The following is a 19,342-nucleotide window of genomic DNA, read 5'->3' as shown; positions in this document are numbered from 1 at the left end:
CCGGACCCGCTCCCCGTCAGGCGGTCCGGCCGGTCCAGCGGATGGTGTGCCAGTCGAGGAACGGACCGGGGCGGTTGGTGATCACGCCGTCCACCCCCGCCCCGCCCGCCGCCCCCCACTCGTCGGGCTCGTCGAGCGTCCACGGGAAGACGCTGTAGCCGGCGTCCCGCAGGCGCGCGGCGAGGCCCGGCGTGCGGTTCGGCAGCATCCCGCTCGGGTTGCAGCCGGCCGCCTCGATCTCGCGCAGGCGGCTGAACAGCTTGTCCTCGCTGTCCAGCTCCCACACCAGGAGGGCACGGGCGAAGTCCGGCGCGACGTCGCGGGCCGCCGCCACCGTGTCCGGGTCGAAGCTCTGCAGGATGGTCCGTCCGGTGAGACCGCGACCGCGGAGCGCGGCCACCGGCCCGGCCATCTGCGCGGGCGTCCACAAGCCCTTGAACTCGATGAGCCAGCCGATGTCCGGGTGCGCCGCGCCCCAGTCGGCCACGGTCGCGAGCATCGGCACCCGCGCGTGGGCGAACTCGGGCCCGAACCAGCTGCCCGCATCGGCGGCGGAGAGTTGGGCCGCGGTCAGCTCGGCCACCGGGGCGTCGATACCCGTCGTGCGCATCGCCGACTCGTCGTGGATCACCGCGGCGTCGCCGTCGGCGGTGAGCTGGACGTCGATCTCGATGAGGTCGCTGCCTGCGCGGGCGGCCGCGTCGAAGGCGTCGATCGTGTTCTCCGGGGCGGACGCGGAGTCGCCGCGGTGCGCGATCGTGCGAATCCGGCCCGGCTCGGGCTGCAGGTGCTCGGGAAGGCGGCTGCTCGGCGCCGCCCTGTCAGATGTAGCGCGCAACGTTCTGCTCGTACGAGGTGGTGATCTCGGCGGCGGCGCTGAACGACTGCAGCGACGAAAACAGCGTCGTGATTCCCAGGAAGAACGTAGTTGGCCCGAGTAGCGGGAGGGCTACGGAGAAAGAGGAACGCATTGGCGTGGCGCCATCGAGCGCCGCCGCCTCCAGCGCATCCCGGGGAACCGCCTGCAATCCGGCGAGATAGATCATCGCGACATATCCGACATTCTCTCAGAGGTACTGCGCAGCCGGGAGCGGGACCTTCCACGGATCCGGTTCCCGGGCGGGGCAGAGCGGCGCCGGGCATCCGGCGCCGAGGTGGCGATCGCCATGCGGGGGACATTCCTTTGTTCTCGGTGCGTCTCCACTCTGACAGAGGAGTTCCCGTTTCCCGTCACCGGTGTGACGAACGACAGCACTCCCGACGGAGTTGTCAGATGTCGTTCACCGGACGTTCTCGATCGGCCGGAAAGAGTTCAGCGGCGCGTCATCGACTATTCCCGCCGGCCGTTGGCTTCCCGCCGTGCTCGCCCAACGGAATCGGCCGATCCCCACGCACATCCGGAGTCGGTCCGGGAATCCGGCCGTCACACGGGGGCGGGAAGCTCGCCACCGAGAACTGGAGCAGTCAGCGACGCAACAGGATCCCGCGCACGTAGGCGGCCTGTCCGACGTGCTGCTCGTCGTCGCCGATCACGCTGACCAGCCGCACGCCCAGCGTGACCGCGGGATCCCACCGGTCGTCGACCACCCGGTCGAGATCGGCGTCGGTGAGCTTGCGGACGAACTCCAGCGTGCGCTCGGCGACGGCGTCGTAGTAGCCCGTGAGCAGGTCGGCGCCGACCCGCACCTGGGCGACCTCCTCGGGCGTCTGGCCGTAGCCGGTGGCCCGCGGCGAGAACGGCAGGCCGAACCGCTCGAACCACCCCCGGGAGGTCCACACCTGCTCGGTACCGGCCACCTCGGCCACGTGGTCGTCCTGCACCCGGGTGAGGTGCCAGACCAGCCAGGCGATGGTGTTGGCCTCGGGCGCGATGCGCTCGGCGAGCTGCTCGACGGTGAGCCCGGCGACGGCGTCGTGCACCTCCTCGGCGATGCGGCCGAAGGCGTCGGCAAGGACCTCAGCGGCGTTCACGCAACCTCCAAGCGGTGGAGAGCCCGGCGGTCCGACAGTACGACGGGCGAGCAACACGCGTGGGGATGGCGCGTGTGCATCTGCGAACAAGAACGCAATGGTCCCGCGCCTTGTCGGTCCGACGTGGGATGCTACCGAAGGACAAAGGAGGTGAACCGTCGTGTCCTCAACGCCTCCGCCCGCGCCGCGCCCGGCGCGCGACTTCGTGCCGACGGAGGAGCTGATCCGGCAGCAGGGTGTACGCCCGATCAGCTCTGTGGACGACCTACCGCACGCCGATCCGTTCGAGTCGGACGAGGAGTTCGAGGAGTTCCTCGCCGACCTGTACAGGTCACGGCGCGCTGAGGCTCCGTGACGATCGTCCTCGACACCGACGTGGCGTCCTCGGTTCTGCGCCGACGGACACCGGCACCCATGGCCGGACAGCTGGCAGGGCACGTTCTCGCAGTCACGTTCGTGACAGTCGGTGAGTTGACCAAATGGACGCTCGTCCGCCGCTGGGGTCCTGACCGCCTCGCCGCGATGCGCGCCTTCCTCGGCGAGCTCGTCGTGCTTCCGTACGACCAGACTGTCGCCGGCCGCTGGGGCGAACTCCAGGCCTACTCACAGCTGCGCGGCCGGCCCCGACGGCCCAACGACAGCTGGATCGCCGCGTGTGCCTAACTCGTGAGCTCCCGCTCGCCACGTTCAACACGAAGGACTTCGCCGACTTCGCCGACTTCGCCGACCACGAGGGGCTCCACCTCATCCCGACTTCGTAGCCGGCCGGAAAGGCGGCCCCGTCACCCCGCGAAGGCCGCCAGCACCCCCGCCGCCACCGCTGCCCGCTCGATCATCCCCTCGATACTCACGTGCTCGTGCCGCGCGTGGGCCCCGGCCCCCACGGCGCCAAGACCGTCGAGCACCGGGCGGCCCAACGCGGCGGCGAAGTTGCCGTCGCTCGCCCCGCCGACCGCCGTCTCGGCGAGGTCCACCCCGAGCTGCGCCGCCGCGGCCCGGGCCAGGGCGTACACCGCCGCGATCCCCTCGCTCCGCTCCATCACCGGACGGTTCCAGCCGGGCGTTCGCGCGTGCGTCGCCAGGTAACTGGTCCCCGCGCTCATATTCCTCACCCCGGTTCGCCTGAACCGTTCGTCACAGGTCGGCAAGCCTTTCGGGGTAGGTCACCGCGATCTCGGGGATGTGTGTCGGGAAATCCCGACGGTTGTTCGTGATGAACCGATCCGCACCGGCGACCACCGCGGTGGCGAGGTGCACGGCGTCGGCGACCCGGAGGCGGTGCTCGATCGCAAGGGTGGTGGCCACCTCGGCCGTGACCGGGTCGACCGGACGCAGATCCAGGCGGCTCAGCAACCCGGCGAGAGCCGCCAGCTCGTCGTTGGCACCGTCCCGGGCAGGCTTGGCGAGCACCTCGGGCAGGAGGAGGACCGAACCGACACCGGCGCTGCTTCCGGGCTCGTCCGGGAAGAGCGCCCTGACTCGCCGCCCCAGAGGGTGACCGGGCGCGGCCGCGTAGATCAGGACGTCCGCGTCGAAGGCGTCCACTCCGTTCGACCGGATCAGGAGCCGTCGCGCCCGGACCGGACTGCTTCGATCAGTTCATCGACCCGCTGAGCCGGCACCGTCGCCGGGGGCAAGGGCTGCTCGCGGGCCGCTGCCACCAGAGCGCCGATCTGCCGCGCGCGTCCGATCGTCTGCTCGGCCCGGCGCGTCCGCACCGCATCGGGACGCAGAAGGACAGCCGCAGGGCGGCCGTAGCGCGTGATCGTGATCTCCTCGCCGTCCGCCACCCGGTCGAGCAACTCCGTGAGTCTTGCGCGCGCCTCGCTGAGGTTGAGCTGCGTCATGTACGTAAATGTACAACTCGATACAAGTCACCCCGCGAAGGCCGCCAGCACCCCCGCCGCCACCGCTGCCCGCTCGATCATCCCCTCGATACTCACGTGCTCGTGCCGCGCGTGGGCCCCGGCCCCCACGGCGCCAAGACCGTCGAGCACCGGGCGGCCCAACGCGGCGGCGAAGTTGCCGTCGCTCGCCCCGCCGACCGCCGTCTCGGCGAGGTCCACCCCGAGCTGCGCCGCCGCGGCCCGGGCCAGGGCGTACACCGCCGCGATCCCCTCGCTCCGCTCCATCACCGGACGGTTCCAGCCGCCGGTGGTCGTGACCTCGGCGCGCCGGTCGTGCGCGCGCAGCCCGGCGACCACGGCGTCGATCCGGGCCTGCTCCGCAGCGGTCCGTACCCGCACGTCGACGCCCGCCTCGGCCCGGCCCGCCACCACGTTGACGCGGGTGCCGCCGCGCACCACACCGACGTTCACGCTCGTGCCTGCCTCGAGGTCGGTGGCGTCGTGCAGGGTGCGCACCAGGCGGGCCAGCTCGTCGATGGCGCTCGCGCCCGCCGCGGGGTCGAGCCCGGCGTGCGACTCCACCCCGCGCACGTGCACGTCCCAGAGACCCACGCCCTTGCGCGCGGTCTTCACGGCACCGCCGGCGGCCGCCTCGAATACCAGCACTGCCGCCGCGTCCGCGGACGCCTTCTCGATCAGCGGGCGGGAGAACGGGCTGCCGATCTCCTCGTCGCCGTTGAGCAGCAGCCGCAGCGGGGGGTGATCGACGCCGGCCGCACGCAGCGCACGCACCGCCCACACGGCCTGCACGAGCCCGGCCTTCATGTCGAACACGCCGGGGCCGGTGAGGCGGTCGCCGTCGATCCGCACGGGCCAGTCCGCGAGCGTGCCAGCGCTCCACACCGTGTCGTAGTGCGCGAGCAGGGTGAGCGACCGCTCGCCCGCGCCCTCGTAATCCAGGACGAGCACGTCCCCGTGTTCGCCCGACTCGTGCAGCACCCGCGACCCCGGCGCCCCGAGCCGCTCGGTCACCCACCCCTCGATCTGCGCGAGCCCCGCTGCGAGGAGCGCGCTGTCGTCGCTGGGGGTCTCCTGTTCGGCGTACGCGACGAGGTCGGCGACCATGTCGTCGCCGTGGCCGGCGAGCCAGCCGCGGAACGCCTCGACGTCGACGCCGGCCATGGCCTCGGGGGACGGCACGCGTTGCGTCGCCGATTCGCTCGAAAGCTCGCTCACCGCAGCACCCCCGCGAGGTCGGCGATCCGCTGTTCGTCCATCGGGGCACCCTTCTCCAGCTCGCTGATCTGTGCGACCAACCGTTTCATGCCCGGCACGGGGATCCCGAGCCGCGCGGCGCGGTCGAGCACCGGCCGGTAGTGCATCGGGACCTCTGTCGGCCTGCGGCGCACAGCTAGCTGCTGCCGCTCAGCCGCGTCTCGGACGCACTGACCGCGGCGGTGAACTCGCTCATGAGGGAGCCTCCGCGTCGGGGGTGAGCTGCGCACGGGCCACCTCGGCGACCTGCGCGTGCGTGGCGCACCAGACGCCCTCGAAGGCCGTGATGTGCCCGAGCAGCTCACGCAGCACGACGAGCCGGGAACGGTGCCCGATCACGTGGGGGTGCAGGGTGAGCTGGAAGAGACCGCCCTCGACGTAGGCGGCGTCGAACTCGTCGCGCCAGATCTCCAGGAGCGCCCGCGGCGGCGTGTAGGGCCGCAGCGCCGCGTAGCGCTCCATCATCAGGTAGGGGGCGTCGTCGCGGATCCACTCGACCGGGATCTCCACCACGCCGGTCCGCCGCCCGTCGGCCACGAGCTCGTACGGCTCGTCGTCGGCCATCAGCGACGAGTCGTAGCGCAGCCCGAGCTCCTCGATGATGTCGAGAGTGGTGTCGGAGAAGTCCCAGCTCGGGGTGCGGATCCCGACCGGGCGCACCCCGCTGAGCCGCTCCAGCACCTCGATCGCCCGCCCGGTGAGGTCGAGCTCGTCGTCGCGGGCGAGCAGCAAGTTGCGCTCGTGGATCCAGCCGTGCACGGCCACCTCGTGGCCGCCCTCGACGTAGGCCGCGACCTCCTCGGGGTGTAGCAGCGCCGACACGGCGGGCATGAAGAAGCTGGCGGGCACTCCGTACTCGGCGAGCAGCGCCAGCACCTTCGGGGCGGCGACCCGGGAGCCGTACTCGCCCTGGGAGAGCTTCCCGGGACGGGTCTCGCCGTCGCGCAGCGGGATGGTCTCGTGGTCGGGGTCGAAGGAGATCGCGACGGCGCACCGCGCCCCGCCGGGCCAGCTCGGCGGCACGAGCCGCTCGCCCGCGCGCACCCGTTCGACGTGGCCGCGCCAGGTGGGCTCGTCCCACTGCCACGGCTCCAACTCGGTCGTCATCCCGTTCGCTCCCTGGTCCCGTCGTGGTTGATCCGCACGTAGGCCTTCTTGAGGGTGCGGGTCTGCAGCGTCATGTCGGCGGTGCGGACGCCGGGCAACGCGCCGATGACGTCGGTCATGTAGTGGTAGAGGTCTCGACGTCCAGCCCGAGCAGCGTGCTGTCGAACAGGGCGCGGAAGCGCAGGCACCCGCGCCGCACGAGCGACTCCACCCGCCGCGCGGCCGTGGACTCGCCATCGCTCACGTCGCCACCGTCGATAATGGAAACCGGCGTGTCAACACTGGGTGTTGACGGTTACTCGCGTTCAGCACGAAAGCGGAGGAAACGCCCCCACTTTCGGTGAACGGTGTCGTGTGCACTTGTCGATCACGCTAGGCTCCTTCCACACGTCCCGGAGTCACCGGACCTGGTCGCCAGAGGAGGAACCCCCTTGGTGGGCGACCACGAGCAGGGAATGTCGTACGGCGACGACGAGAACACGCACGCTCCCGCGGATGTGGACTTGAGCCGGCCTTCGATCGCCCGCGTGTACGACTTCCTGCTCGGCGGCAAGGAGAACCTCGAGATCGACCGCCGCGCCGCCAACCGCTTCCTCAACGTCGTGCCGGAGGCGGCGCAGATCGCCAGGGACAACCGCGAATTCCTGCGCCGCGCGCTGCGATTCCTCGTGGGCGAGGCCGGCATCCGTCAGGTCATCGACGTCGGGTCCGGCCTGCCCACCGCGGGCAACGTGCACGAGCTGGCGCACGAAATCGCGCCCGACGTGCGCGTCGTCTACGTCGACAACGACCCGGTCGTGCTCGCCCACGGCCGCGCGCTGCTGGACCGCGACCAGATCACCACGATCATCAGGGCCGACCTCCGCAAGCCCGAGACGATCTTCGAGCACGAGGACAGCACGAAGCTGATCGACTTCTCGCAGCCGTACGCGATGCTGCTGGGCGGGATCCTGCACCACCTGTTTGACAAGGAGGACCCCTACGGCGCCACCGCGCACATCGTGGAGCGGCTGGTGCCCGGGTCGTACCTCCTGGTCAGCAATTTCCTCGACGACGACGAGCCGCGCGCGAAGGCCGCCGAGCGGGCCTTCATGGACAGCGGCCTGCGCCGGGGCCGTTTCCGCACCTGGGCCGAGCAGCGCCGCTTCTTCGAAGGGCTCGAGCTGGTCGAGCCGGGCTTCGTCTACGTCAACGACTGGCGGCCCGACGAGCGCACGAGCACCGAGGACGCCGTGCGCACGCTCCACGCGGGCGGGATCGGCCGCAAGGTCTGATGCGCCCGCCGCGGGCGAACATGGTTGCCTGCGACGCAGGGTCGGTCAGATCGCCTTCAGCGTCTTCCGCAGCACGTCCTTCGACTTGGCGGGCGTCTCCGCCTGCACTGTGACCTGCTCCATCACGGCCAGGTAGTTCTCGACGTCAGGCCGCTTGTCGAGGTACACGGCGCTGGTGAGCTGCTCGAGGTAGACGATGTCGGGCAGGTCCGGCTCCGCGAACCGCAGGATCGTGAAGGGGCCACCGGCCGCCGCGTGTGCGCCGCGCTCGAACGGCAGCACCTGCAAAATGACGTTGGGCAGCTCGGTCATCTCGAGCAGCCGCTGCAGCTGCGCGCGCATGACTCCCGGCGAACCGAACGGTCTGCTCAGCGCGGCCTCGTCCATCACGGCCCACAGCTTCGGGGAACCGGGCTCCGTCAGCATCTTCTGCCGCGAGATGCGCAGGTACACGCGGCGGTCGATCTCCTCGGCCGACTCGCTGCGGTGGCCGACGAGGATGACGCTGCGGGCATACTCCTCGGTCTGGAGCAGACCCGGGACGAACTGCACCTGGTAGGTACGGATGAACGCGGAGGCCTGCTCCAGCCGCAGGTACATCTCGAACCAGCTCGGCAGGAGGTCGCCGTACTGCTGCCACCAGCCGGGTGCGTTGGCGCGGCGGACGAGGGAGAGGTAATCGAGCCGTTCGGCGGGGTCGGCCACTCCGTAGAGGGTGAGCAGGTCCTCGATGTCGCGTTCCTTGATGCCCACGCGGCCCAGCTCGAGGCGGCTGATCTTGGCGTGGGACGCGCGGATCGCGTCGCCCGCCGCCTCCCGGGTGATCCCGCTCGCCTCCCGCAACCGCCGCAGCTGCGTGCCGAGCACGATGCGCAGGACCGTAGGGCCGCTCTCCTGCCCCGCCTCGGGACCGAGCCTCGGTCGGGTGCGCTCTGCCGGCTCGTTTCTCACGTCGGACCGTCCTCACGGGGCGAAGGGGCGACCACGGCGCAGCGGTTCGCCGTGATGGGGCAGATCAGCGCCTTCACAGTCACGCCTCCGCCACCACGACTGGGCAGCATAGCGTGCGCGAAGCGCTACGCGGAGGATTCGGCGGGCGAGATCGTCGATCGGTCAGGGGGTCGAATGCGCCGTCTTCGACCCCATCCCGGCGCCGCCGCCACCGGACGGGGGTGGCGATCTAGGAGGGTCCTGAACGACTCCGCCCGTAGCGAGCGGCGTCCAGGTGGGTGCATCGCAAGGCGGGCGATCGGGCCGATACCGCTGTTGTATCGGTCCGATCGTCCAACGCCGCGAGGTGCCCGCCTGGGCGTCGCGCAGTAGGGCCGAGTTGTTCAGGGCGCTCCTAGCCTAGGCAGCCGTGGGCGGGATCGGCCACACTGCTGCGCCCAGGCCAGAGACGCGGCACGGCGTGGACCCACTGGGCAGACGTTCTTGCAGACGTGCTTGCATCCGCAAGGCGAACTAGGGACACTTGCGCCATGACTGGCGGCGCTTCCTCTCCCCTTCGTTCGTCAGAGCACCGTCAGATGGCGGTCGAGACCGTCACGATGACGTGCTGCCTCGACGAGCGGGCGCACGAGGTTCCCGACACCGAGCTCGGCCAGTCCGCCATGAGGCCCGACGGCTACTTCCAGGCGCTCTGCGGTCACATGATCGCCGCTGCCCCCATGGTGATGCCGGACGGCCAGCCATGCCAGCTGTGTGCCGCCATCCGAGACCGCAGCACCGCGCGTCGCCGCCACGTACGCCTTCAGCGCATCCTCGGCTGATCCGGCTCCCTCTGCGGCCCTGGCCGAACGGTCAGGGCCGTCCATGTGTCAGGTTCCGCCCAGCAGACACCCAGGAGCGCCCTGAGCAACTCTGCCCTACTGCGCTACGGGCGGAGTTGCTCAGGACCCTCCTAGACAGCAGCACCCGTCCGGGCAGTGGACGGGTGCTGCCGCCGACCAGGGCGAACCCTGGTCGATGCACCCGCGGCCGGGGGGATTTCACCGCGGGCGCTCGGTTAACTCCGCACAGGCCCCCACAGCGTTACCGGTGGCGCTCGGATACCCGGGCTAATTCTTGCGCTTCCAATTCCTGCGCCGCCAACTCCCGCCCCCTGGCGAGCAACTCCTGCGCGTCGGCCAGGTCCTGCTCGGTCGGCGGGTCGTCCTGGGTCCGGCGGCGGCGCCAGTAGCCGGCGAAGTCGATCGCCCGCTTGGAAACGCCACGCTCCTCGACGAGGTGGTGGCGCAGCAGCCGCACGGTTCCCGCCTCCCCCGCGAGCCAGGCGAACACGCTCCCCTCCGGGAAACGGGCGCCGCGCACTGCGTCGATCAGGGCGGTGCCGCTCCCGGCGGGGGCCGCGCCGCGGTGCACCCAGTGCACGGCCAGCTCACCGGCGCACGCGAGCTGCTGCTCGTCCGCCGGGCCCTCGACCTCGACGAAGGCCACCGCCCGTCTCCCCGGTGGGAGCGCCTCCGCGAGGGTGCCGATCGCGGGCAGTGCCGACTCGTCACCGGCCATCAGTAACCAGGCCGCGTCGGCGATGGACGAGGTGAGCGGGACGGGGCGCGCGTACGCGCCATCGGGACCGAACATGGCGAGCACGTCGCCCGGGCTCGCCGTCCGCGCCCACCGCGTGGCCGGGCCGGCGTCCGCGTGCAGGAGGAAGTGGACGTCGATCGTGGCGTGTTCGGGGTCGTGCGCTCGGATCGTGTAGCTGCGCATCCAGGGCCGCTCGGCCTCCGGAACGGCCGTGTACGCGCGGTACCACGAGGTCATGTCGGCGTCCTCAACCGGCGGCAGGTGCGGAGCCGCCTGCCCGGGGCGTGGGAAGTACAGCTTCACCTGCTGGTCGGGCCCGAAGGCCCCGAGCCGGGCCGTGAGATCGGCGAGGTCGTCCCCGCCGAAGGTGATGCGCCGCATATGCGGCGTGACCCGTGCGGTGTCCAGGACCCGAAGGGTCCGGACCGGCAGCTCCTGCATCGATGGCTCTCCAGGGGTTCGACGATCTATGCTTCAATCGTCTCATTCAACTGCTACTTGAGAGTTTGTCCGCGTTCTGCGCGGTAGACACCTAAGAAGCCTCGAACCTCAGATCAGGGTCGGAGGAGTGGGTGGCACGCAGGGAGACCGGCGAGCGGTGGCGGCCGGTCGATGTCGCGGCCACTGCGGGAATCTCGGTGCAGCAGGTCCGCAACTACGTCGACCTCGGTGTGCTCCCTGCGGTCGAGCGGACGTCCAGCGGCTACCGCATCTTCACGGGCGAGCACGTCTCGGCGCTCGCGGTCGTCCGGCAGATGGCCGCGGGCCACGGCTGGGCCTGGACACGCACGATCATGCGGGCCGTCCACGAGGGGGACGTGGCAACCGCGATCGCGAACGTCGACGCGAGTCATGCCGAGCTGGACCGCGAGCGCGCCGAGGTCGCCGACGTCCTGACTGCGCTGACGACAGTGACGGCTGTGAAGTCCGGTGCGGCCCCCACCCAGGCGGCCCCGGTGCCCCGGTCCGGGCTGCGGATCGGCGAGGTGGCCCGCATCGCGCGGGCCCGAACCCCCGTGCTCCGGCTCTGGGAGCGGCGTGGGCTCCTGCGCCCGGCCAGGGAGCCCGGCACGGGATACCGCGTGTACGACGAGGCCGAGCTGCGCACCGCGAGGGTGGTCGCGCTGTTGCGCCGCGGCGCCTACCCGTTCCCCGTCGTGCACGCCGTGGTCGACGCGCTACGCGGAGGCAGCCCGGAGCAGGTGCGCGCGGAGCTGGCCAAACGTGAGCAGGAGCTGCACCGCCGGAGCGTGCAGCGGCTGCGCGCCTCCGCCGCCCTCTACGGGTATCTGGACGGCTACGGGCACCTAGCGTCCGGGACGTGACGTCCGAGCGCCGTTACAAGGGGCCGATCAGAGCCGGTTGCGCTTGCGTCCCGTGATCTGGTTGTAGGCGAGAAGCACGATGACGGCGCCGATGACCGAGCCGATCCAGCCGGTCGGCTCGAACCCGCGGATGCCGACCGTCAGGAGCCCGAAGATCAGCCCGCCGACGACCGACCCGGCGATGCCGAGCAGGATCGTGCGCAGGATGCCGATGTCGTCCTTGCCGGGCACGATCGCGCGGGCGATGAAACCCGCGATCAGCCCGAACACGATCCACCCCAGAATCGTGAAGATCATCTTGTGCTCCCCTGCTCGTCGTCTGCGTACCCGAGCCTAGACGGAGATCAGCTCGCTGCGGTGGCGGCGGCGTCGGGATCGAGCAGCTCCCGCACCCGCTCCGCCCCCACGGCCAGCAGCAGCGTGGGCAGCCGGGGCCCGGTGTCACGGCCGACGAGCAGCCGGTAGAGCAGCGCGAAGAACTGGCGCTGCGCCACCTTGAGCTCGGGAGTGGGGCCTGCGTCCATCGGGAGCCCCGCGCGGAGCTTCGGCACGCCGTAGACGAGGAGGTTGAGCCCCATGAGGGACCAGTCGTCGGTGAGCCTGCCGAGCAGGAGGCGAAGCGCCTCGCGGTCGCCCTCGTCGAGGCCGGCGAGGAGCTCACGGTCGGGCTCGCTGCGCACCTGCGTGTGCTGGTCGGCCGGCATGTACGTGGCGACCCAGCGCTCGGCGCAGTCCAGGCGCGGCCGGAGCTCGTCGAGGTCGGTGACGGGATCGGCGGGGTCGAGGCCGCGGACGATCCGCAGCGTCTGCTCGTCGTCGCCGGTGGTGATGTCGACGATCGAGGCGAGCGTCCGGTAGGGCACGGGCCGTGGCGTGCCGGGCAGCTCGCCCAGCGCTGTGCGGGCCGAGCGGGCGTGCGCCACCTGCTCCCCCGGCGACGCGGTGCCCTGTGCGACCCGCCGCTCCAGGCTGTCCCACTCGTCGTAGAGCCGGTAGATCTCCTGGTCGAAGGCGATCTTGAACCCTTGGTTGGGCCTGCGGCGTGCGTACAGCCAGCGCAGCACCGCGGGCTCCATGATCGCGAGCCCTTCGGCGGGGGTGGGCACGCCGCCGCGGGAGCTGCTCATCTTCGCCATGCCGGTGATGCCGACGAACGCGTACATCGGGCCGATGGGCTGCTTCGCGCCGAAGACCTCCTCGACGATCAGCCCGCCGACCTGGAACGACGAGCCGGGCGAGGTGTGGTCGACGCCGGAGGGCTCGAATTCGACGCCCTCGTACGCCCAGCGCATCGGCCAATCGACCTTCCAGACCAGCTTGCCACTGGTGAACTCCCGCAGCAGCACCGTCTCCGAGTGCCCGCACTCGCAGGTGTAGGTCATCTCGGTGGTGTCGTCGTCGTAGTGGACGACGGTGGTGAGGTCGCGCCCGCACCGGGTGCAGTAGGGCTTGAAGGGGAAGTACTCGGCGGTGGCCGACCGCCCGCCGGACCCGTCGGGGTCGTCGTCCTGCACGGCCGAGTCCTTCGTGCGGTACCGCCCGAGGATCTGGTCGATGCGCTTGCGCTCGCGCATGGCGAGCAGCACCTGGTCGGTGTAGGCCCCGCTGGTGTACATCTCGGTCTGGCTGATCGCGTCTACCTCGATGCCCAGCGCGGCGAGCGACTCGGTCATCGACGCCTTGAAGTGCTCGGCCCAGCTCGTGTGCGGGCTGCCGGGCGGCGCGGGCACGCTCGTGAGCGGCTTGCCGATGTGGTCGGCGTAGGAGGGGTCCATGCCCGCGGGCACCCGGCGGAACCGGTCGTAGTCGTCCCACGAGAGCAGGTGGCGGCAGTCCCGGCCGCGCCGCTTGATCTCGTCCGCCACCAGGTGCGGCGTCATCACCTCACGCAGGTTGCCGAGGTGGATGGGCCCGGACGGGCTCAGCCCCGAGGCGCACACGATCGTCGCCCCCGGCTTCCGCCGGTCGGCCTCGGCGATCACCTCGTCGGCGAACCGCGCCACCCAGTCGGAACCCCAGAACCCATCCACGACAGAACCCACCCCTTTCCGGCAGTGTCACCCCGATTGTCCTCGCGCCGGCGGGTGCGCGTCGGACGGGGTTCGGATCGCGAAGCGTGACCGGGGCCCCGAGGTGGCGGGAGCCTCCTTCCGCCCCCGGCACCGGGCCGCTGAGCGAGCGCGCCGACAAGCAAGAACGGCAACGGGCCGATATCCGGCAACCCGGGCCGAATACCGGCGAGGCGGCGTTTCCGGGGAAATTCCAGGCCGGGGCCGTTGTGTATTCGTTGACGATTCGTGGCATGCCTCTCACATTGCGATGCGTGCTGAGGGTCAAGCCTGACGGGCCAGGTACGTCGTCTCATGCGTCTGACCCGAGCGTTCAGTAGCCGTAGCTACTGAACGCCCGGTCAGTCGTCGACTAGGGTGTCGCCGACGAAGGGATGGCGATGACGACGACGAGCACCGGCGGGGAGCGGCGGACCGGGGCCGAGACCCGCGCTGAGATCCTCCGGGTGGCGCTCGCGCTGTTCACGGAGAAAGGGTTCACCAGCACCTCAACCCGCGACATCTCCGAGGCGCTGGGCATCACCAAGTCGGCGCTCTACTACCACTTCCGCAGCAAGGACGAGATCGCCACCAGCCTCGTGCAGCAGCGGCTGCGCGAGCTCGACGAGCTGCTGGACTGGGTCGAGACCCAGCCGCCCACGCCCGACCTGCTGCAGCGCGCCGCGCTGCGCTGGGTCGAGAGCACCACACCCGAGCGGATACAGGCGATCCGGCTCGCCCAGGCCAACCAGCCCGTGATGCGGCGGCTGGCGGCCGACGGGTACGACGTCCGATCCGGCTTCGACAAGGTCGTCGAGCGCCTGACCCACGGCGCCCCCGCCCCGGATCGGCTGCTGGCGCGGATGGCCTTCGACACCGTCGCCACCGCCCTGGCGGCCGCGCACGGCTTCGGCGCCGGCCCGGGCGAGGTGATCGAGGCGGCGCGGCGCGCGACCATCGCCCTTACGGCCCAAGTGCAGAGCTGAGCGTCTTCACAGCAAGCGGCGTTGCTGGCCGACCGCTCGTTCAGCTACGGTCGATTCTGCTGACCGAACGCCCGTTCAGCAGCTGGCGATCGACTCCTCGACCGCGCCGGCTGAGCAGACGCTCACCCACCTCGCGAGGGAGACCCCGATGACCGATCAACCGCTGGCGGGCGCTGCGGACGCCGCCTTCCGCCTCGACGCGCGGTTCTTCTCCGATCCCGATGCCGTGTTCCAGGAGTTGCGCAGGGAGCGGCCCGTCGTGAAGGTGACGAGCCCGTTAGGTTTCGACCTCTGGATGGTGACCCGTTACGAGGACGTCCGGAACGCGTTGACGGAGCCACGGCTGTCGAAGAACAGCGCACGTTTCGGTGAGGTGCTGCGCAGCAACGGGGTGTCGGGGTCACGCCAGATGCCCTTCGGCGACGCGCTGCGCACCCACATGCTGAACTCCGACCCACCGGACCACACGCGCCTGCGCAAGCTGCTCAGCGGAGCGTTCACGGCACGAGCGGTGGCCCGCATGCGACCGCGCATCGAGGCCATTGCCACCGAGCTGGCCGATGGCATGGCGGCGAAGGCTCCGGGAACCGTCGACCTCCTCCAGGAATTCGCCTACCCGCTCCCGATGACCGTGATCTGCGAGCTCCTGGGCGTCCCGCCGGCGGACCGCGACCGGTTCCGGAGCTGGTCGACGGCGCTGCTGTCCAGCGAGCAGTCCGAGCTGCGCGTCCAGAGCGGGCAGGCGATGGAGGAGTACCTGGTCGGCCTGGTCGCCGCGAAGCGGACCTCGCCCGGCGAGGACATGCTGTCGTCGATCATCGCCGCGAGCGACGACGAGGACCGGCTCTCCGAGCACGAGGTGATCTCGACGGCGTTCCTGCTCCTGGTGGCGGGGCACGAGACCACCGTCAACCTCATCGGCAACGGGGTCTGGCAGCTGCTGCGCAACCCCGACCAGCTCGCGGCGCTGCAGGCCGACCCCTCTCTGATCCAGAACGCCGTCGAGGAGTTCCTGCGGATCGAGGGGCCGGTCAACCTCGCCACGATCCGCTTCACCGCCGAACCCGTCGAGATCGGCGGCCAGCCCATACCCGCAGGGGACGTAGTGCTCGTGTCGCTCCTGTCCGCGAACCTCGACCCGGAGCGGTTCAGAGATCCTGCCGACCTCGACGTCGGGCGCGACACGAGCGGGCATGTGGCGTTCGGCCACGGTATTCACCACTGCCTCGGCGCACCGCTGGCCCGGCTCGAGGGCGAGATCGCATTCCGCACCCTTCTGCAACGGTTTCCGCAGATGACGCTGGCCGCCACTCCGGACCCGCTCGTGTGGCGGCAGAGCCTCTTGATGCACGGGCTCAGCGCGCTTCCCGTGGCGGTGTGATCACCCGGCGGCGTGGGTATTGATCACGAGTATCGGTTGCCCACGGCCCCCGCCGGGGCCATCTCCAACCGATACCTCTGATCATGCCGCTTGCCCGCGTCGGGACAGCTCCCAGCGGACGTGTTCTGCCAGTTGCCTGGGGTGGTTGCGCACCACTCCGGCGTCGAAGCGCAGCACCTTCCAGCCCGCGGCCACGAGCGCCGCCTCCCGGGCCAGGTCGAGGCGAGCCCGCTCCTGGGTGAGGTGGTGGCCCCCGTCGTACTCCACCGCGAGCCGGACGGCAGGATAGGCCAGGTCCAGCAGGTACCGTCGGCCGCCTGTGACCACCGGGTGCTGGACGGCCGGCGGGGGTAGTCCGCCGAACCAGAGGGCCATCCGCATGCGCGTCTCCATCGGTGAGTCGGCGCGGCTGTCCGCCAGCTCCAGGACCGGTTTGATGTGCCGTCCGCCCCAGGCGCCCAGGTGCCTGCTGCACAGCCGCAGGACGTCGTGGAGCTCCAGTTCGCAGTTGTGGGCGAGGGCGTCCACCGCCACGACCTTCTCGGTGCGGCCCGGAGCCCAGCGGATGAGATCGAACGCCGTACGCACGACGCCGGTCACCGCCATCCCGTCGACGACGACGGTCTCACTCGGGTCGACGAGGTCCCGGTGCACCCGCAGTCCGCGGCACCGGTAGCTCTGCCCGCCGGGCCGCAGGAGGAGTACCTCCGCGGGAGCGTCGAGATCCCCGCAGGATGCCCCGTGCACCTCCGCCGCCGAGTAGCCCGCCAGCACGCCGCGCCCCGCCACGAGCAGCGCTGCGGCCTGCGACCGGAGCATCAGGCCGGGTTCGACGTGCGCGGGCGCGTAGACGTCGGGGAAGAGCCGCTGGAACCGTGGTCCGCGCAGCTGTTTGCGGGTCAAGGCCCCGACGGCGACGGCAAGGGACCCGCGGAACGCACCTTCAAGGCGAACGGACACGGCGGCACGGACGACGCAGGACCCCCGCCGGTTCCATGATCACGGGTATCGGTTGTCCACGGCCCCTCGAAGGGCCACCGGCAACCGATACTCGTCAGTCGCCCGCAAGTCCCGCCGCAATGAACGCTGGACTCACCGAGGGGGCAGTGTGAGCCGTAGAACGATCTCGCCGTCGTCGATCTCGCCAGTGGGCTCGAAGCCGAGCCCTTTGTAGAAAGGCCACGGTTCGCCTTCGCCGGGCCCGTAGCTGGTCAGTAGCTGGGTGCCGCCATCGGCTCGAACCAGATCAATGATCAACGTCATCGCCTCCCGGCCAATCCCGCACCGTTGGTACCGCTTGTCGATGAGCAGACGCCACAGGAAATGCCGCCCTGCGAAAGGACCAGCCGGAGGGTTCCACGACAGCATCACGAAGCCGACCGGCTCGTCGCCGCGGTACACGGCGCGGTACCAGGGGTTGGCGTCCGGCGTCTTTGCCGCCTCCTTGAGCGACTTGGACACGGAGTCGACGAACTGCTTCTGGTGCCGTCGGACGCGGAGGGCACGAACCGCGTCCCGGTTGTCGTCGGTGATCTCCCGTAGGTGCACGCCTGGAGACGTCATGCCGCACCCCTCGTGTAGGTAGCAGTTGCCTTCTGGTCCGGAAGGCCGTCGATTGTCCTCTCCGAGGGGCGGCCCCCGGAAGTCGCAGCGGGCGACCAGGCTGACCGGCGCCCCTTCGCCCAGGCAGCCCGCGTCCTGCTCCTCGATCAGCGCACCGCTGCCGCTCGCCGCAGCGAAGGAGACCGCTCCACGACGTCCGCCGTGGAAGACTGCGCACGCCAGGTCCGGACCGTCGGCGACGACCGAACAGCCGCCACGACTCCACGGGAGGTTTCCGTGATTCTCATCGTCCTCAAGGCCCAGATCCGTCCCGAGAAGCGCGACGAGTGGCTGGCCGGGATCAAGCAGTACACCGCCGACGTGCGGCGAGAGCCCGGCAACGTCTCATTCGACTACTACGAGAACGGCGACAAGCCGAACGAGTTCGCCATGGTCGAGACTTTCGCGGACTCCGACGCGGGATCGGCACACGTGGCTACCGAGCACGCCACGAAGTTCTTCGCCTGGATGCCCGGAATGATCACCGAGACACCGCAGATCAACTACCAGAACATCGACGGTGAGGCATGGTCGGAGATGGCGGAGGTCAGGCCGAAGTGACGACCCCGGGCTGTCAGCCCGGGAAGCACAACGCCCCGGGGTCTCGGCGAGGGGCGCCCGGGGCGTGGGCGGATCGCAGCACACCTGCACCGACTGCTGTTGCACCACGGCGGGGCATGCGTACCCCGGGACGACCAGGACGTCAGCCTCGAAGGCTGTCCACGGAGGGGTCAGCTCTGTCGATGTCTGACGGTGAATCCAAGCGTTCCGAGCACCTTGACGGCGCCGGCCTTCCCGCCCTCGAAATCGGTGGAGGCGAGGCGCTTGCCCGTGGCGAATTCGTACGCTGTTCCCAAGATCGCCTTCGGCGGGTAGCAGCGCTCGTGCCATACCAGCTCGTAGGTCGTGGCAGGGGCGAAGCCGTGTTCGGCGAAGAAGCCGTCCGCTCCGAGTCGGTCGTACTCACGTATCGCGCGCTCCACGTTGGCAGGAGTCACCTGGTTCCACACGATGGTTTGCGACATCGGGCCTCCCAGGATCCGCTATGGCGCGCCGGTTCTTGGCCGCGCATTGTTCGAGTATGACCCGTGCGCCCGTCAGTTGGGCCGGAGCACGGGACGGGCTTTCGTCTCAGTTGCGTCCGGCCACGCTCAGCAGCTACGAGTCCTATCGCACCCGGCTGGTCGGCATCCTGGGCACCTTCGGCCCCGACGATGTCGAAGTCGTGGTGCACGACGCCCCCTCAGTCGCGACGGCCGGATCGCCCCTGCTGGAGACCCTGCCCATACGCGGTGACGTCGACGGCCTGGTGATCATGGGGATCCCGGTCGCCGAGGAGGGCGCGGACCGCCTGCGCCGTTGGGGACCACCGACCGTACTGGTCGACTCCGCCCACCCGGCGTTCACCAGCGTCACCTTCGACGACGAGCAGGCCGGCTTCCTGCTCGTGCGCCATCTACTCGACCGCGGCCATCGGCACATCGGCTACCTGCACGAGCCTCAGCGCTCGCCGTCCTACGTCTCCCCCGGCATGCTCCGGCGCGACGGGATGAACCACGCACTGCGAACGGCCGGCAGCAACGAGGACGGTGGTGCACTCGAGGACTTCGAACTGCCCGAGAACAACCTGTCGACCGCCCGCGCGTTCGCCGCCGAGTTCCTCCGCCGCGAAAACCGACCGACCGCCGTCATCTGCCACCACGACGTCCTCGCCGCAGGCTTCCTCGCGGGTCTGCGCGCCGCCGGCACCGAGGTCCCCGCCGAGGTCGCCGTCGCGGGAATCGACGATGGCCCGCTCGCCGAAAGCCGCGGCCTCACCACCATCCGGCAGCCATTCGCGGAATCCGGCCGCCACGCCGCCGAACTGCTGCGCTCGCTGATCCAGTCGCCTGGGCATACCGTCGGTCGAACCCTGCTCGCTCCCCAGCTCATCGTCCGCGAAACCACGTAGCGACATCCCGGCCCGGCTCACGACAGAAACCCGCACTTCTCCT

At 70.4% G+C, this 19,342-nt stretch carries 27 protein-coding genes; 9 read left to right on the top strand and 18 right to left on the bottom strand.

The window, feature by feature from the left end:
* Nucleotides 1-16: 16 nt before the first annotated feature.
* The 3 genes from ABD143_RS25970 to ABD143_RS25960 all read right to left on the bottom strand — a co-directional run bounded on the left by ABD143_RS25970 (nt 17) and on the right by ABD143_RS25960 (nt 1,971).
* Nucleotides 17-838, bottom strand: coding sequence for a glycerophosphodiester phosphodiesterase (locus tag ABD143_RS25970; protein ID WP_343983663.1), 822 nt, complete (start codon nt 836-838; stop codon nt 17-19).
* Nucleotides 822-1,046, bottom strand: coding sequence for an ABC transporter permease subunit (locus ABD143_RS25965; protein ID WP_343983660.1), 225 nt, complete (start codon nt 1,044-1,046; stop codon nt 822-824). The genes ABD143_RS25970 and ABD143_RS25965 overlap by 17 nt, the downstream gene beginning before the upstream one ends.
* Before the next feature lie 418 nt (nt 1,047-1,464).
* Complete coding sequence (locus ABD143_RS25960) at nt 1,465-1,971, bottom strand: mycothiol transferase (RefSeq protein WP_343983658.1); 507 nt, start codon at nt 1,969-1,971, stop codon at nt 1,465-1,467.
* Between the two features lie 160 nt (nt 1,972-2,131).
* Here ABD143_RS25960 and ABD143_RS25955 point away from each other — a divergent pair, with 160 nt between their 5' ends.
* Both ABD143_RS25955 and ABD143_RS25950 read left to right on the top strand, forming a co-directional pair.
* The gene (locus ABD143_RS25955; protein WP_343983655.1) at nt 2,132-2,326 is read left to right on the top strand and encodes a hypothetical protein; all 195 of its coding nucleotides are present in this window, start codon (nt 2,132-2,134) and stop codon (nt 2,324-2,326) included.
* A complete protein-coding gene (locus tag ABD143_RS25950) occupies nt 2,323-2,634 on the top strand; it encodes a PIN domain-containing protein (RefSeq protein WP_343983652.1) in 312 nt (103 codons plus the stop codon). The genes ABD143_RS25955 and ABD143_RS25950 overlap by 4 nt, the downstream gene beginning before the upstream one ends.
* Before the next feature lie 119 nt (nt 2,635-2,753).
* Here the strand turns inward: ABD143_RS25950 and ABD143_RS25945 are convergent, their stop codons facing one another.
* The 8 genes from ABD143_RS25945 to ABD143_RS25910 form a co-directional block, all read right to left on the bottom strand.
* On the bottom strand, nt 2,754-3,074 hold the full coding sequence (locus ABD143_RS25945; RefSeq protein ID WP_343983649.1) for a M20/M25/M40 family metallo-hydrolase: 321 nt from the start codon (nt 3,072-3,074) through the stop codon (nt 2,754-2,756).
* 31 nt (nt 3,075-3,105) lie between these two features.
* Nucleotides 3,106-3,516, bottom strand: a complete 411-nt coding sequence (locus ABD143_RS25940; RefSeq protein ID WP_343983646.1) for a type II toxin-antitoxin system VapC family toxin — start codon at nt 3,514-3,516, stop codon at nt 3,106-3,108.
* A 14-nt stretch (nt 3,517-3,530) separates the two neighbouring features.
* Nucleotides 3,531-3,818: a type II toxin-antitoxin system Phd/YefM family antitoxin gene (locus ABD143_RS25935; protein ID WP_343983643.1), complete on the bottom strand. Its 288-nt coding sequence runs from the start codon at nt 3,816-3,818 to the stop codon at nt 3,531-3,533.
* A 27-nt stretch (nt 3,819-3,845) separates the two neighbouring features.
* Nucleotides 3,846-5,000 carry a M20 family metallopeptidase gene (locus ABD143_RS25930; protein ID WP_425563746.1) on the bottom strand — a complete coding sequence of 385 codons (1,155 nt, stop codon included), beginning with the start codon at nt 4,998-5,000 and terminating at the stop codon, nt 3,846-3,848.
* Nucleotides 5,001-5,050: 50 nt separating this feature from the next.
* Nucleotides 5,051-5,200, bottom strand: coding sequence for a hypothetical protein (locus ABD143_RS25925; RefSeq protein WP_343983637.1), 150 nt, complete (start codon nt 5,198-5,200; stop codon nt 5,051-5,053).
* Between the two features lie 85 nt (nt 5,201-5,285).
* Complete coding sequence (locus tag ABD143_RS25920) at nt 5,286-6,200, bottom strand: polysaccharide deacetylase family protein (RefSeq protein ID WP_343983634.1); 915 nt, start codon at nt 6,198-6,200, stop codon at nt 5,286-5,288.
* A complete protein-coding gene (locus ABD143_RS25915; RefSeq protein ID WP_343983631.1) occupies nt 6,197-6,319 on the bottom strand; it encodes a hypothetical protein in 123 nt (40 codons plus the stop codon). Before ABD143_RS25915 ends, ABD143_RS25920 begins: the two co-directional genes overlap by 4 nt.
* Nucleotides 6,316-6,444 (bottom strand): hypothetical protein, encoded by a 129-nt coding sequence (locus ABD143_RS25910; protein WP_343983628.1) that lies wholly within the window; start codon nt 6,442-6,444, stop codon nt 6,316-6,318. Before ABD143_RS25910 ends, ABD143_RS25915 begins: the two co-directional genes overlap by 4 nt.
* Nucleotides 6,445-6,634: 190 nt before the next feature.
* Between ABD143_RS25910 and ABD143_RS25905 the strand changes: the two genes are divergently transcribed.
* Nucleotides 6,635-7,474 carry an SAM-dependent methyltransferase gene (locus tag ABD143_RS25905; RefSeq protein WP_343983625.1) on the top strand — a complete coding sequence of 280 codons (840 nt, stop codon included), beginning with the start codon at nt 6,635-6,637 and terminating at the stop codon, nt 7,472-7,474.
* A gap of 45 nt (nt 7,475-7,519) precedes the next feature.
* Here the strand turns inward: ABD143_RS25905 and ABD143_RS25900 are convergent, their stop codons facing one another.
* Nucleotides 7,520-8,425, bottom strand: a complete 906-nt coding sequence (locus tag ABD143_RS25900; protein WP_343983622.1) for a helix-turn-helix domain-containing protein — start codon at nt 8,423-8,425, stop codon at nt 7,520-7,522.
* 578 nt (nt 8,426-9,003) lie between these two features.
* Between ABD143_RS25900 and ABD143_RS25895 the strand changes: the two genes are divergently transcribed.
* Nucleotides 9,004-9,246: a hypothetical protein gene (locus ABD143_RS25895; protein ID WP_343983619.1), complete on the top strand. Its 243-nt coding sequence runs from the start codon at nt 9,004-9,006 to the stop codon at nt 9,244-9,246.
* A 262-nt stretch (nt 9,247-9,508) separates the two neighbouring features.
* On the opposite strand, the gene ABD143_RS25890 is transcribed toward ABD143_RS25895, so the two are convergent.
* The gene (locus tag ABD143_RS25890; protein ID WP_343983616.1) at nt 9,509-10,447 is read right to left on the bottom strand and encodes a siderophore-interacting protein; all 939 of its coding nucleotides are present in this window, start codon (nt 10,445-10,447) and stop codon (nt 9,509-9,511) included.
* Between the two features lie 131 nt (nt 10,448-10,578).
* On the opposite strand from ABD143_RS25890, the gene ABD143_RS25885 reads away from it, so the two are divergent.
* Entirely contained in the window at nt 10,579-11,331 is a 753-nt protein-coding gene (locus ABD143_RS25885; protein ID WP_343983613.1) for a MerR family transcriptional regulator, read from the top strand.
* Between the two features lie 27 nt (nt 11,332-11,358).
* Here ABD143_RS25885 and ABD143_RS25880 read toward each other — a convergent pair whose 3' ends face one another.
* Both ABD143_RS25880 and lysS read right to left on the bottom strand, forming a co-directional pair.
* Nucleotides 11,359-11,628, bottom strand: a complete 270-nt coding sequence (locus tag ABD143_RS25880; RefSeq protein WP_343983611.1) for a GlsB/YeaQ/YmgE family stress response membrane protein — start codon at nt 11,626-11,628, stop codon at nt 11,359-11,361.
* A 47-nt stretch (nt 11,629-11,675) separates the two neighbouring features.
* Entirely contained in the window at nt 11,676-13,361 is a 1,686-nt protein-coding gene (gene lysS, locus ABD143_RS25875) for a lysine--tRNA ligase (protein ID WP_343983608.1), read from the bottom strand.
* Nucleotides 13,362-13,780: 419 nt separating this feature from the next.
* Between lysS and ABD143_RS25870 the strand changes: the two genes are divergently transcribed.
* Both ABD143_RS25870 and ABD143_RS25865 read left to right on the top strand, forming a co-directional pair.
* Nucleotides 13,781-14,365 carry a TetR/AcrR family transcriptional regulator gene (locus ABD143_RS25870; protein ID WP_343983605.1) on the top strand — a complete coding sequence of 195 codons (585 nt, stop codon included), beginning with the start codon at nt 13,781-13,783 and terminating at the stop codon, nt 14,363-14,365.
* Nucleotides 14,366-14,513: 148 nt separating this feature from the next.
* A complete protein-coding gene (locus ABD143_RS25865; protein WP_343983602.1) occupies nt 14,514-15,746 on the top strand; it encodes a cytochrome P450 family protein in 1,233 nt (410 codons plus the stop codon).
* Nucleotides 15,747-15,827: 81 nt separating this feature from the next.
* Here the strand turns inward: ABD143_RS25865 and ABD143_RS25860 are convergent, their stop codons facing one another.
* Nucleotides 15,828-16,649, bottom strand: a complete 822-nt coding sequence (locus ABD143_RS25860) for a DUF559 domain-containing protein (RefSeq protein WP_343983600.1) — start codon at nt 16,647-16,649, stop codon at nt 15,828-15,830.
* Between the two features lie 189 nt (nt 16,650-16,838).
* Nucleotides 16,839-17,309 (bottom strand): GNAT family N-acetyltransferase, encoded by a 471-nt coding sequence (locus ABD143_RS25855; protein WP_343983597.1) that lies wholly within the window; start codon nt 17,307-17,309, stop codon nt 16,839-16,841.
* A 276-nt stretch (nt 17,310-17,585) separates the two neighbouring features.
* On the opposite strand from ABD143_RS25855, the gene ABD143_RS25850 reads away from it, so the two are divergent.
* Nucleotides 17,586-17,909: a putative quinol monooxygenase gene (locus ABD143_RS25850; RefSeq protein ID WP_343983594.1), complete on the top strand. Its 324-nt coding sequence runs from the start codon at nt 17,586-17,588 to the stop codon at nt 17,907-17,909.
* A 170-nt stretch (nt 17,910-18,079) separates the two neighbouring features.
* On the opposite strand, the gene ABD143_RS25845 is transcribed toward ABD143_RS25850, so the two are convergent.
* The gene (locus ABD143_RS25845; protein WP_343983592.1) at nt 18,080-18,373 is read right to left on the bottom strand and encodes a ScoMcrA-related endonuclease; all 294 of its coding nucleotides are present in this window, start codon (nt 18,371-18,373) and stop codon (nt 18,080-18,082) included.
* A 56-nt stretch (nt 18,374-18,429) separates the two neighbouring features.
* On the opposite strand from ABD143_RS25845, the gene ABD143_RS25840 reads away from it, so the two are divergent.
* A complete protein-coding gene (locus ABD143_RS25840; RefSeq protein ID WP_343983589.1) occupies nt 18,430-19,299 on the top strand; it encodes a LacI family DNA-binding transcriptional regulator in 870 nt (289 codons plus the stop codon).
* The last annotated feature ends 43 nt before the right edge of the window (nt 19,300-19,342 follow it).

This window comes from Pseudonocardia aurantiaca, from assembly GCF_039526725.1.
In the GTDB taxonomy this organism is placed as follows: Bacteria; Actinomycetota; Actinomycetes; order Mycobacteriales; family Pseudonocardiaceae; genus Pseudonocardia; species Pseudonocardia aurantiaca.
Note: the sequence above shows the minus strand (reverse complement) of the source record. Positions and strands in the feature narration are given on the sequence as shown.